This window comes from uncultured Clostridium sp., assembly GCF_963527835.1.
Taxonomy (GTDB): domain Bacteria; phylum Bacillota; class Clostridia; order Clostridiales; family Clostridiaceae; genus Clostridium.
The window spans coordinates 1-13,440 of the sequence record NZ_CAURTC010000063.1; the positions used below are offsets into that span (position 1 = coordinate 1).

Sequence of the window (13,440 nt, forward strand, 5' to 3'; positions counted from 1 at the left end):
GGTGGTGTGAGAGGACGCTAAATAAAATAATTATTTAGCTCCTACTCGATTTTATGCTATGTTCTAAATAGGTGTTGATATTTTAGTGTCAGTCCACGAGCTTTATACTACAATATCAACATAGTCTTAAAACATATTTTATTTTTTCAAACATTTTTTTATGTTTCTTTAGAAAATCTTTAGTTTTTACAGAAGCTTCTCTTTATTTATTAAATATATAATCTAGTTATAAGTTGAAAGAGAGGTGTGCTTATGAATGACTAAAATCAAAAAGATAAAAGCTAATTGTATATCTTATGTTATTATATAATTGCAATGATTTTTATTCTTTAGACCAATTATAAAAATCTTAAATTTGAAGATAACTTCTAGAATACCATGTTTTAAAAGTATAATGAGTATCCCTAAAGAATAAAAATTAATCATATTGCCGCACCATTATTCCTGAACTGCGTTTGGAAAGGGTGCATGGCTAAAAAAATCGACGGCTCTAAAATCGCCTTGGCGATTTTGGTCTGTAAAGGTGAGGATTAATGTTATGAAATTATATAATGTTTTAATAGTTGAAGATGAAAAAGAAATATGTGATGCAATTGCAATATATTTAAATAACCAAGGATACAATGTTTTTAAAGCTCATAATGGAATTGAAGGCTTAGATGTAATAAAAAATCAAACACTACATTTAGCTATAGTAGATATAATGATGCCTAAAATGGATGGAATTCAAATGACTATGAAACTTAGACAAAAATTTGATTTCCCTGTTATAATGTTATCTGCTAAATCAGAAGAAATGGATAAGATAATGGGCCTTAATATTGGAGCAGATGATTATATTACTAAACCATTTAATCCTATGGAACTTCTAGCAAGAGTTAATTCTCAACTTAGAAGATATTCTAAATATTTAAATGTTATAAATGATTTAGAAGAGAAAAATAATAATTTTATAATAGATGGTTTAGAATTAAATGCAGAAACTAAAGAAGTATTTGTAGATGAGGAGCCAGTAAAATTAACACCGATAGAATTTAAAATATTACATTTGTTAATTAAAAATCCAGGTAGAGTGTTTTCAGCAGAGGAGATATATGAAAAAGTATGGAATGAAAATGCAGTAAATACAGATACCGTTATGGTACATGTAAGAAATATAAGAGAAAAAATAGAAATTGACCCGAAAAATCCAAAGTATTTGAAGGTTGTGTGGGGAGTTGGATATAAAATTGAAAAATATAAATAAAAGTCCGTATATTATAAATATAATAGCAATTTTAATATTAGTTATGACATCAATTGGAATAATAAGCTTTTATCCTACAATAGGAAAGATATCGCAAAAGACAGAACCTTCATCACCATATGAAGAGTATAATATGTTAAAAGAAATTTATGATAGTAGTTATGTTTTGTATAAAAATCTTTTAGAGAAAGAACAAGATAAGAGTTTAGACTTTTCAGAAATATATATATATGAAATAGGAGAATTTATAGATGAGTCTGAAAATAACTATAATTCTGGAAGAAAAAATTATATTAAGGGTATTAATAAACAAGTTAATTCTCAACTAGGAAGTTGGGAAAGAAATTTATCAAGAAATTTAAAAAATCTTGAATATTTAGTTAGCAATAAAAATGGAGATGTGACAAAAACTAATAGTGAAAACTCATTACAAGCATTATTATTAGAAAATAATACAGAAGAACTAGAAAAATTACAAGATACTTATGGATTTTACATGGTCTTGCAATTTGATGAAGAAGGAAATATTAAAGCAAATACTGTTTATGGTGCAGATGAATTTAATGTACGAAATAATCTTATAAATTTTGATTTTGAAAATTCACTTCATGTTTATGATGATAATGTTAAATTAAATAAAATAAAAGATACTACATTTGTTTATGCTATTCCCAAAGAATTAAAATACAATGATAGTATAAGCTCAATGATAGAAAGATCTAGCGTAAATATAAATAATGATGTAATAGTGTCAACAGTACTGATAATATTATCAACTATATTAATAGTATCATTATTGATTCCTTATAAAACTGGAAAAGAAGTACTTGGAATTAAGTATATATTTAAAGTTCCATTTGAAGTTCTTGTATTTATATTTGGATGTGCAGCGATGATGTGTGGTATATCATCATGTGCAGCAATATTAAAGACTCTACAAGGAACGTTCGGAAATGGATTTGTTGGATTCGGAATAACACAAGAAACAGATTGGATGCTAAGGATAATTATAAATACGGTTTTATGGAGTGTAATAACTTTTGCAATATTAAGTGGAGCTATGTTCTTAAAGCATATATTTAAGACTGGATTTGTTAAATACTTTAAAGAAAATTTACTTATCGCTAAAATATTCAGATTATCAAAAAAATGGGTAAACAATCTAATTGATTATATGTCAAACGTTGATTTAACTGGTAAATCTAATAAATTTATTATTAAAATATTAGCTATAAATTTTGCAGCGCTTGTGGTTATTTGCAGTATATGGTTTTTCGGAATCATGGCAGCACTTTTATATACAATAGCTTTATTTATAATACTAAGAAAGTATTCTGATGATATTAAAGGCAAATATAGAATACTGCTTAATGCTACAAATGATATTGCAAAAGGAAATTTAGATGTAGAAATAAATGAAGATTTAGGACTTTTTAATAGTTTTAAGGATGAACTTAAGAAGATACAACAAGGATTTAAAAAAGCAGTTGATGAAGAGGTTAAAAGTCAAAAAATGAAAACAGAACTTATTTCAAATGTATCACATGACTTAAAAACACCACTTACATCGATAATAACTTATGTTGATTTATTAAAAGATGAAAATATTAATGAAGAAGATCGTAAATCATATATAGATACAATAGATAAAAAATCACAAAGATTAAAATTTTTAATTGAAGATTTATTTGAAGTAAGCAAAGCAACAAGCGGGAATGTTCAATTAAATTTAGTTAACGTTGATATAGTTGAACTTATGAGACAAACACAAATAGAATTAAGTGATAAGATTAGTAATTCTGGTTTAATATTAAAAAATAATTTTCCAGAAAATAAAATTATCTTAAATTTAGACAGTCAAAAAACATTTAGAATCTTTGAAAATTTAATAAATAATATAGCTAAATATGCAATGAAAAATTCAAGAGTGTATATAGACATTTTAGAAGAAGAAGATTGTATAGAAATACTATTGAAGAACATGTCAGCAGTAGAAATCGACTTTAATCCAAATGAGATAGTTGAAAGATTTGCTAGGGGAGATTCATCACGTAATACTGAAGGATCAGGTTTAGGTCTTGCAATTTCTAAAAGCTTTGTAGAGCTTCAAGGTGGAAGTTTTAATATTGAAGTGGATGGAGATCTTTTTAAAGTCATAATAAAATTTAAGAGATAAACTTTAATTAAATAAGGATATATTAAGAATGAAAAAGAATCTATAAAAGCAATCTGTTTTTATAGATTCTTTTTCATTTAGATTATCGTATTTTTTAGAGAATCTGTTTCAAAGTTTTTAGGAATATTACAAAAATATAATAAACGTTAATGCAACATACCTTGAAAAATAAAACACAACACAATAAAAATAATTAAAACATTATTAATCTTAATACACACAACAAAAAGTGAAATTAACTATAAAATATTAGTAATTTTATTAGGATTAATTTACTAGTAAACCTATATTATTCTATAATTAAGAGGTATAATTAATTTACATCTTAAACAAATAATAATTCTTACTTCGGAAATGAATTGGGAGGCATGTATTTATGAAAGGAACAGTTGTAGCAACTTGGATGAGAACAAATAGGAAGCTATTTGGAGACTTAACCGTTGATAAAGCAATGGATTACGTTGGATGGGGAAGTGGTAAAATATTTTCGCCTATTGAAAATATTGATGATCAAGAAGTAAAAAAAATAATGTCATATATAGCAAATGAACAAAATATAGAAGTTGGTATGCTATGGAGAAAAATAGGAGAAGATAATATAAAATCTTTTAGTAAGGATTATCCAGCATTTTTTAGACATGATAATTTATATTCATTTCTAAAATCTATGTTTGATGTTCATGTAGTAATGACTAAAAAGTTTGCTGGGGCAAAGCCACCTTTAGTTTTAATTGAACCTATATCAAATAGAGAGGCTATATTTAGTTACAATTCGCCTAGAGGCATGTTTGATTATTTTCTTGGTATGTTAGAAGGCGCGTGCGATTATTTTAATGAAAAAGTAGATAAAGAAGAGTTATCGAGAACAAATACTGAATTAAAGGTAAAGCTTACTTTTGACACAGATATATATTATAATAAAAAGTATTTCTTTAATAATTTACTTTCTTTAGGGTTTATTAAAAGTTTTGCAGTAAAAGCAGGAATATTCACATTCTTAATATCCGCAATAGTTATGATACCTATGTTAGGTATGGATAATATAATCAAAGCATTTATTGGAAGTATTGTATCGGGTATTGGAGCGTTTTGTGGCATTTCTTTAATGATGTCTCCTGTTAATTTGATAAAGAAAGAACTTAATAGAATTTTAAATAATCAATATAATATTGATGGACAAGTTACAACAAATGATTTTTTTGAAGATATATATGTTTTGCTCAAAAATCATAAAAAAGTTATACAAACAGATTTTGTTGGATTTAAAGGCATTACAGATGAAATGAATACTTTCGTAGAAAACATAAATAAAATTTCTGATTCAATGGATCATACTTCTAATGAAATAAGTGGTGTTGTTGAACAGGTTGCAAATGGTGCTGTTATGCAAGCACAAAATATAGATAATACGGTACAGGCACTTAATGGAAATATTCAAGCATTAAAGGTTATAGTAGAAAGTGAAAATACCAATAAATCACAACTTGAAGATGCTATGGAAAAAATAAATAATAGTTATCAAAATGTAGATAATACTAGTAAAAATATTTTAAAGTCTTTAGAAACATTTAATAAAGTTAAAGATAAAGGCACACATCTTGAGAGTAAGGCAAAAGATATAACGAGCATAGTTTCTATAGTATCTGGAATATCTGAACAAACTAATTTACTTGCATTGAATGCATCTATTGAGGCAGCTAGAGCTGGAGAGCAAGGCAAAGGGTTTGCTGTTGTAGCTGAATCAATAAGAAAACTAGCTGAACAATCAAAAGATGCAGTAAAAGAAATAAATTCAAATTTAAAACAATTTGTAGAAGAAATAAAAGCTTTAGTAGGAGATATAGAAATACAATATGATTTGTTAGAAAATCAAACAGATAGTTTAGGTGTTGTTAGAAATATAAGCTTTGAAGCAAATAAATCTGTGCAAAGTGTAGCTACATCTATGATAGAAACTATAAATAAATTAAATGCTGAAGCACATTCTATATCTAATGTTTATGATAGCATAGAATCATTAACAGCTATTGCCCAAGAAAATTCAGCATCTTCAGAAGAAGTAAGTGCTAATGTAATAAATTATACTAATGAAATTAAGAAACTTATCTATAATATACATGATTTTAAAGGAATCACTGAAACTTTTAAAAATGACTTAGAAAAATATAAAATTTAATTATACTTTTATTGATATTTAATATTGACATATACTTATTATATTGTTAAAATAACAATTGAAAAAAAGAATACTTATCAAGAGTGGTGGAGGGACTGGCCCTATGAAGCCCAGCAACCTACTTTTAGGAGTTGAACTGAATGCTATAAAAGCAATTTGCAATGTTGATTTTAAAAGTGTGGTGCCAAATCCCGTTAGATAAGAAGTCTAATATAGTATGAGAATATTTAAAGCTTCACTATTGGGTGAAGCTTTTATTTTTTAATTCTTTAACAAAAGAATAATTTGAATTATAATTTGTAAATAAAAATTTATTAAAAAATTTATATCTCCATCAATTGCCTAAGGATTTCTTTTATCAAAAGTTTGAAATGACATAAGGAGGAAACATTTTATGAAGAAACAAACAAGTATAAAATCGTTATTACCACTATTAGTATTTCTGGTGATGTATGTAGGGATATCTGTATTAGCTGGTGATATGTATGCTGTATCAGTAATAATTCCATTTTCAGCAGCATCAGTAACAGCTCTAGCTATGAATAGGAAAAAAAGTTTAAATGAAAAATTAGCGATATTTTGTAAAGGATCAGGAGATAATAATGTAATTTTAATGATATTAATATTTATATTAGCAGGAGCATTTGCTCAAGTTGCTAATGATATGGGAGCAGTAGATTCCACTGTAAATTTAGGATTATCAATTTTACCAAGCAATTTATTAACTGTAGGTTTATTTTTAATTGCATGTTTTATAGCTATTTCTGTTGGTACTTCAATGGGAACAATAGTTGCATTAGTACCAATTGCAGTTGGAATAGCTGATAAAACAGGAGTAGCAGCTGCGATAGCAGTTGGTGCAGTTGTTAGTGGAGCTATGTTTGGAGATAATCTATCAATAATTTCTGATACGACTATAGCAGCAACAAGAACACAAGGCTGTGAAATGAGAGATAAGTTTAAAATGAATTTTAAGATAGTACTTCCAGCAGCAATAATAACTGCAATAATATTTGGTGTATTAACAAGAAATGCAACTGCAACAGGTTTAGAGGAATTACAATATAGTTTAGCTAAAATTATTCCCTATATTGCGGTAATAGCATCAGCATTAATGGGACTAAATGTTGTAGTAATTTTATTTGGTGGAATAATCATTGCAGCAGTTATTGGTTTTGCTTATGGTAGCTTTGATGTTATCGGCTTATGCAGTTCAATATCTACTGGAATATCTGGAATGAGTGAATTAATAATTATATCTTTATTAATAGCAGGAACCATAGCTTTAATTAAAGAAAATGGTGGAATAGAGTACATACTAAATAAAGGTTTAAAGAAGTTTAAGAATAAAAGAAATGCAGAACTTGGAATAGCAACTTTAGTAAGTTTAGTAGATGTGTGTACTGCTAATAATACTATAGCAATAGTTACTGTAGGTCCAATAGCTAAAAATATTTCAGATGAATTTGATTTAGAACCTAAAAGAGTTGCAGGAATAATGGATATGTTTTCTTGTGTTTTTCAAGGAATAATTCCATATGGAGCTCAATTAATTTCAGCAGCTGGATTAGCGGCAATATCACCTTTTGCTATAATGAAATATCTATTATATCCTTATTTAATGGGAATATGTGCGCTAATATCAATATTCATATATCATAGCGATAAGATGCAAAAATTAAGAGCTAAAAAAGCAGCTTAGACAAATTAAAAATTAGTAACTTATGAAAATAAGCAGATGATTATCATCTGCTTATTTTACTTTAATTCAAAAGTAAGCTTAGTAATAATATGCTATAATTAACTTATAATGTATTTAAACTAAAAATTAAGAATTATAATTTTCAGTAGTAGTATATTAATATATTTTAAGGAAAGGAGTATGTTATGAATTGATTAAAAAAACTACTTCTAGAAGGTAAAAAGATTGAAGCAATTAAAATTTATAGAATTGCTACTGGAGACGGGGTAATTGAAGCTAAAGAATATATTGATTCATTAAATAAAGAATTAACTAATGATTAAGTATATTTTAGGAATTTTAAATAAGGGTGGATTTTAATAATGACAGGATTAACGATAACTTTTATTATAACAATTATATTAATTGGTGCTATGTATATAGATATAAATAAAAAAATGTTTTTATTAAGTAGGAATTTTATTAGTATATATTTAATTTTTGCTCCACATATTGTTTTGATGTGGTATTTTTTTAATACTCAAACTAAAGTTGGACAAAAAAATAGTATATATAAATGGTTAATTTTAATTGAAATAGTTATTATAATTTTTTATATTTGGATGAAATTAAATATAGTTGTGAATATAAAAAAGGAAATAGTAAATATTAGATTAAAAATAATGATAGGTGGACGTAGTCTTATACTTTATGGATTATATCTTATAATCATACAAAGTATACTATACATAACTATATACAAAACAACATTTAAAGAGTTTGTTCCTAATAATATTTTTATAATAGATAGTATTATTACTGGACTAAGTATTATTTTACTAATCGCAAATGGTATTTTAAGAATTTTATGTACTTCAAGAAGATTAAATATAGTAAGACGACTTATAATAGCTTTTTGGATTTGGATTCCAATCATAAATATTTTTACAATGCTTTATGCTTGTCATGTTGCAAGAGTTGAGTATGACCATGAATGCTATAAAGTAATAAGGAATGATGCACGTGTTGATTCAAATATATGTAAAACTAGATATCCACTTGTATTAGTTCATGGAGTTGGATTTAGAGATTTAAAGTACATTAATTACTGGGGAAGAATACCAAAAGAATTAATTCGTAATGGTGCAACAGTTCATTATGGAAATCAAGAAGCATGGGGAACGATTGTATATAATGCACAAGATATTAAAAATAAAATTCTTCAAATTATAAATGAAACAGGAGTTGAAAAAGTAAATATTATTGCACACTCAAAAGGTGGACTAGATGCACGTTATATGGTTAGTAAATTAGGAATGGAAGATTATGTTGCATCATTAACAATGATTTCATCACCACATAGAGGATGCAAATTTGTTGATATAGCTTGTAAAATACCAGATAGAATTTATAAATTTATTGCAAGATCATTTGATAAATATTATAGAATGTTAGGTGATAAAAATCCAGATTTTTATACAGCAAGTAAACAATTTTCAACTTATTACAGTAAAAAATTTAATGAAGAAGTAAAAGATGTGGACAAGGTTTATTATCAAAGTTATGCAAGTGTAGTAAGAAATATATTTAGTGATTATGTAGTGGTGATTCCTTATATTTTAGTAAAGTTAACTGAAGGTGAAAATGATGGATTAGTGTCAATAGATTCAGCCAAATGGGGTGAATTTAAAGGGGTATTAAAAAGTAAGTATAGGCGTGGAATTTCACATGGAGATATTATAGATTTAAGACGAGATGACTACAAAGGATTCGATGTAATAGAAAAATATGTAGAGATAGTATCAGATCTTAAGAATAAAGGGTTTTAAATTTAGCAAAAAATAATTGAACATAAGAATAGAAAGGCAGAGGTTAAAATATAAATAATAGATATTATATGTGATTTTTCAAATATAAATGTTAGGGGGAATGAAGATATGCACTACCACTATAGTAGACATCAATACCTTCATATGTGTCTAAAACAAGCCCTATTCCTAAATTATAAGTTTAAATCATTTATAGAAATATATTACGATATAATAGTAATATATTGTAAAAATAAAAAGTTTCTTATTTAAAAAAATAAATATAATTAAGAGGAATATTTGGATATGAAAAATTTAGAGAGCAATAGATTAATTTTAAGACCTTGGAAAATTAACGATTTAGATGATTTGCATGAATTTACATCTGATAAAAAAGTGGCAAAGCTTGCAGGATTTAATGTAAGAAAAACTAAAAAAGAAACATTAAACATTCTAAATCAATTTATTATAGATTCATTAAAGTCACTATGGGCGATTGAATTAAAAGAATGTAATAAAGCAATTGGATGGATTGAATTGCATAATCCTTCGGAAGAAACATATATAAATTCAAAAGAAATAGGATTTGTTTTATCTCAAGAATATTGGGGAAAAGGATTAATGCCAGAAGCAATTAAACTAGTTCTTAACTATGAATTTGATGAAGAAAAAGTAAATTCTATCATCTGTACTCATTTTGTAGGTAATATTCAATCAAAACGAGTAATTTTAAAATGTGGTTTTGAATTTGTTATGGAAAATAATGATAAAGTTTATTATTGCTTAAATAAATATTAAAGGATGATATATATGATTAATAGGGTTGTACAAGATGAACTTAACACATCATCCATATAGGTATTTTTCAAGTAAAAATAAACTACTAGAAATTTGGGGAGAAACTTTATCTTTATTAGCTAATCAAAAAATAATAAAGGTATATGGAGTATGGGATAATGATTACAATGAATGGTTTGAAGAATGCCCTATGATTATACAATCTGATTTAGGATATCTAACTATAAATGTAAAATGTGAAAAAGATATGTCATTAGGTTGGAATGACATTGATATTAATGAAAAGCCAGTTTGGTTTAATAAAGAAGAGTATAAGGAAACTATTGAAGGTCTTAATTGGAAAGAAGACTTGGAATGGAAAGAGTATGAAAAAGTCTCAAATGTAAAAGAAAAGATAATACGTGAAATAAATATAATTGGTGATACAACTAATGTTACAGGGATTATTTTTATGCTTGAAGATAAAAGTTCTCTAATTGTTGAAGATGTTGGTGATGTTATTTCTGCGTATATACGTTACAAAGTAAATTAAGTTAACTAAAATAGGCATTATATCTTGTAAAAGGACAATAAGTATTTTGTTTTTAATATGAGACTGATTTTAACCTAGTTATTAAAACATATTAATAGTAATTATGATACTATAGTTACTATTGTTATAAAAAATATATACTATATTGAGGATTATATGAATAGAAAAGAATTAATTAATAAGAAGAAACGATGTTTATTTTTAAAAAATATGATTAAGAATATGGATTCAATTGAGCTTATTGAGATATACGAAGAGTCTTCAGAGGAGATTAGTTGTTATAAGAATAAGATGGATGAGTTTTTAGAGCTAGGGCATCAAAATAAACTTGAGACAATTAAAGTTTCATGTGGTTATAATAATAATAGTTGCTGCGTTTAGCGAGGGCTTTAGCAGAGTACCTTGCATATTTATTGATATAGCTGCACATGAACTAGGTCATCGTGCACATAAAGATACGGACTTGATTCTTTTGATGGAAGTGGTAGAAAAGGATTATGGGCAAATTTAGGGGGAAAATAATGTATATTAAATTTTGGTATAAGTCTTATAAAGAAAGTAGAGTTGCTACAGTAATTTCAATCATAGGGGGAATATTTAATGCAAGTGGAAAAATAATACCTATAATTTTTATTATAGAATTAGTTAAGTCAATAGTAGAGGGAAATAAAGCTGGAACATCTAATTTATATTCAGCTGTTATCTATTTTATTATTGTAAGTATTGTTATGTTTATAATTGGTTTTGTGATTAATACTATTGCAGGGAAAATAGCTTTAAAAGAGCGTGAGAAAAAATTACAGTTAACCTGTGAAGAAGCAGAAGACTTGGTTTATAAGAAACCTGAGCTAAAACAATGGTTTTTAGATAATCATTCAAATTATAGACAATTGCACAAAAGTGATATAGTTTATAGAAACCTAGATGATGCTAAAATAGAAGAATCAGATAAAAAAATTAAATTTGAAAAAAATAAAAAAAGACTATTAACATTTTATTTTTTTGCTTTTCTTCTAGTAGCTGTAGCTGTTGCCCTATTTCAAAATGGCGATAACAAAAATGGAAGTAATAGTACAAGCAATAATAAAAATTCTGAGGCTAGTATAGTAAGCAGTAGTGATAACAAAAATTCTGATTATCAATATGAAAAAAAATATCAATGCTATGTAAAGTTTAATAATGACATTGTTGATTGCTATAATTATTCTATTGATTTATATTTTAAGAGTAAAGGTAATAGTGAAACAGTAAAGCATAAATATAATCCAAATCAAGTTGATATGGCACCTATTTTAAAACAAAAATATGAGGTTTTAGAAAAAGTAAGAAAGGCTGCAAACTCAGATCCTAAAATGGAGATTGATGAAGATATAATTAAATTGGCAGATGCTACAGAAAAAGTTTACAATTTAATTGGAGAAATCTATTGTGCTTATGGTGGAGAAGAACAATATGGAAAGAAAACTGATAAAACAAAAGAAGAACTACATAAAGAGCTTTATACATATGTAAACGAGTATGATGGAATATATATTAATTTTAGTAATAGGTTTGAAAGTATGTCCATAGAGCATATGAGTAAGGGATTGAAAAAATATAAGGAAAATGGAGATATGGATTCTTACCATACTTTAAATATATTAATAAAATCTGAAGAAATTTATAAATATTTTATCAATAATAACATTACTAATAAAAATTTATTTAATATGAATTTGGAGGAATATAAGAAGCTTCTGGATGATTATAATAAAGCATATTCAGAGTTCCAAAAGCAAGATATAAAAGGTGGTACATGTCATACAGAAACTTTTGGTGAATTTGTACAGGCGTATCATAGTTTTTCAAATAATATTGTTAATATGGTAAATAATAAAACTTTTGATGCTGGAAAGTTAGACGCAGCACCAGGTCTCGTAGCTCCAGACGATAATAAAGATATCAAGGAACGTCTTTATTTTTATATTGATAGGATGGTTTCAGACTATAACAGTATTCAAAGTTTTAAAAATTAGTCACATGAAAGAAAATAATAGACCAAAGATGCAGTGTATATTTTGCGTCAAGCAAGGAAGTCTGTTTATCTCATAGCTGGCTATTAGATAAACAGTATAAAAATACCGATGATGTTCGAAAAAATGAATTTGTGTTAAAATATTAATGTATATACAATATTAAACAATGAATTAAAAGAAAGAGGGAAAAAAAGTGGGGGAAGAAGAAAAATGGCCTCTATATGATGGCTATTGCAATATTTACAATGGGGAAATTAATTATTGCAAGTTAAAGGACAAAAAAGAAAAAATCATAAAGTTTGAATTATCAAGTATAACTTCAATGGAAAAGGAACTTAAAGATGATTGGGTTCTCGTTCGATTTAATGATGGTGGAAAAGTTATAAAGAAAGAATTTAAATTTAAAAATACTGGTGACGGAGAAAAATTTATAAATGTAGTCTTAAACAGTTCAGCAGTAGACAAATTTAATGATAGAACAGAAGAGATTGGTTTCTATAATGCTATAAGGACACCGTTAAATATATTCTTGTATACTGTAGCAATAATTTTGTTATTTATAGGAGGAGCATATGGTATTGTTTATGCAGCGCAAATTATGGGTATGAGTACAGTACGAATACCAGTTGTTTTGCTAATACCAATGGAAATTGTTGAGGCACTTGGAATAAATAAATGTTTTATGATTATTGGAGTAATTAGTTTATTTTGTTTTGTTGGTGCACTTAAAAGGGTTGTGAAAAGACCAAAGGCAAGAGTTGTTAGAACTATTTAAATTATGGGAAAAATGGCTATGATTTTGAATTTGATGATCAAAAGGTACAAAACATAGGTATGTATCAATAGAAATATTCATCTTTTGTTAGTCTTTTGGTATAAAAATGATTATGTAAATTTTGATAATCCTGATGAATGTGTAAAGCTTGTGACCTCGGAATGACCTCCGAGGTCCATTTATTGTGTGCCCAGCATGGGCACGTACTAATCGGTGAAAGTCCGTAATGGGGG

10 protein-coding genes, 1 pseudogene and 1 riboswitch are annotated in these 13,440 nt (G+C 26.6%); all 11 genes and pseudogenes read left to right on the plus strand.

Going from position 1 to position 13,440, the window contains the following annotated elements; genetic code table 11:
• Positions 1-538: 538 nt before the first annotated feature.
• The 11 genes and pseudogenes from RYM86_RS17850 to RYM86_RS17895 all read left to right on the plus strand — a co-directional run bounded on the left by RYM86_RS17850 (position 539) and on the right by RYM86_RS17895 (position 13,207).
• Positions 539-1,246: a response regulator transcription factor gene (locus RYM86_RS17850; RefSeq protein ID WP_315082166.1), complete on the plus strand. Its 708-nt coding sequence runs from the start codon at positions 539-541 to the stop codon at positions 1,244-1,246.
• Entirely contained in the window at positions 1,230-3,422 is a 2,193-nt protein-coding gene (locus RYM86_RS17855) for a sensor histidine kinase (RefSeq protein WP_315082168.1), read from the plus strand. The genes RYM86_RS17850 and RYM86_RS17855 overlap by 17 nt, the downstream gene beginning before the upstream one ends.
• Before the next feature lie 376 nt (positions 3,423-3,798).
• Complete coding sequence (locus RYM86_RS17860) at positions 3,799-5,598, plus strand: heme NO-binding domain-containing protein (RefSeq protein WP_315082170.1); 1,800 nt, start codon at positions 3,799-3,801, stop codon at positions 5,596-5,598.
• A 71-nt stretch (positions 5,599-5,669) separates the two neighbouring features.
• Positions 5,670-5,803, plus strand: a riboswitch (SAM riboswitch).
• Positions 5,804-5,992: 189 nt separating this feature from the next.
• The gene (locus tag RYM86_RS17865) at positions 5,993-7,300 is read left to right on the plus strand and encodes a Na+/H+ antiporter NhaC family protein (RefSeq protein WP_315082172.1); all 1,308 of its coding nucleotides are present in this window, start codon (positions 5,993-5,995) and stop codon (positions 7,298-7,300) included.
• Between the two features lie 221 nt (positions 7,301-7,521).
• Positions 7,522-7,623: pseudogene (locus tag RYM86_RS18560) on the plus strand (DNA-binding protein); the annotation flags it as partial.
• A gap of 39 nt (positions 7,624-7,662) precedes the next feature.
• A complete protein-coding gene (locus RYM86_RS17870) occupies positions 7,663-9,108 on the plus strand; it encodes a triacylglycerol lipase (protein ID WP_315082173.1) in 1,446 nt (481 codons plus the stop codon).
• A gap of 285 nt (positions 9,109-9,393) precedes the next feature.
• The gene (locus tag RYM86_RS17875) at positions 9,394-9,885 is read left to right on the plus strand and encodes a GNAT family N-acetyltransferase (protein WP_315082174.1); all 492 of its coding nucleotides are present in this window, start codon (positions 9,394-9,396) and stop codon (positions 9,883-9,885) included.
• Between the two features lie 34 nt (positions 9,886-9,919).
• Positions 9,920-10,417 carry a hypothetical protein gene (locus RYM86_RS17880; RefSeq protein ID WP_315082175.1) on the plus strand — a complete coding sequence of 166 codons (498 nt, stop codon included), beginning with the start codon at positions 9,920-9,922 and terminating at the stop codon, positions 10,415-10,417.
• Positions 10,418-10,573: 156 nt separating this feature from the next.
• The gene (locus RYM86_RS17885) at positions 10,574-10,798 is read left to right on the plus strand and encodes a hypothetical protein (protein WP_315082176.1); all 225 of its coding nucleotides are present in this window, start codon (positions 10,574-10,576) and stop codon (positions 10,796-10,798) included.
• Between the two features lie 140 nt (positions 10,799-10,938).
• On the plus strand, positions 10,939-12,432 hold the full coding sequence (locus tag RYM86_RS17890) for a YiiG family protein (RefSeq protein WP_315082177.1): 1,494 nt from the start codon (positions 10,939-10,941) through the stop codon (positions 12,430-12,432).
• A gap of 193 nt (positions 12,433-12,625) precedes the next feature.
• The gene (locus RYM86_RS17895) at positions 12,626-13,207 is read left to right on the plus strand and encodes a hypothetical protein (protein WP_315082178.1); all 582 of its coding nucleotides are present in this window, start codon (positions 12,626-12,628) and stop codon (positions 13,205-13,207) included.
• Positions 13,208-13,440: the final 233 nt, after the last annotated feature.

Coding starts and splice junctions, on each gene's coding strand:
- RYM86_RS17850 (WP_315082166.1), top strand. CDS start 539: ATGAAATTATATAATGTTTTAATAGTTGAAGATGAAAAAGAAATATGT.
- RYM86_RS17860 (WP_315082170.1), top strand. CDS start 3,799: ATGAAAGGAACAGTTGTAGCAACTTGGATGAGAACAAATAGGAAGCTA.
- RYM86_RS17865 (WP_315082172.1), top strand. CDS start 5,993: ATGAAGAAACAAACAAGTATAAAATCGTTATTACCACTATTAGTATTT.
- RYM86_RS17870 (WP_315082173.1), top strand. CDS start 7,663: ATGACAGGATTAACGATAACTTTTATTATAACAATTATATTAATTGGT.
- RYM86_RS17875 (WP_315082174.1), top strand. CDS start 9,394: ATGAAAAATTTAGAGAGCAATAGATTAATTTTAAGACCTTGGAAAATT.
- RYM86_RS17880 (WP_315082175.1), top strand. CDS start 9,920: ATGAACTTAACACATCATCCATATAGGTATTTTTCAAGTAAAAATAAA.
- RYM86_RS17885 (WP_315082176.1), top strand. CDS start 10,574: ATGAATAGAAAAGAATTAATTAATAAGAAGAAACGATGTTTATTTTTA.
- RYM86_RS17890 (WP_315082177.1), top strand. CDS start 10,939: ATGTATATTAAATTTTGGTATAAGTCTTATAAAGAAAGTAGAGTTGCT.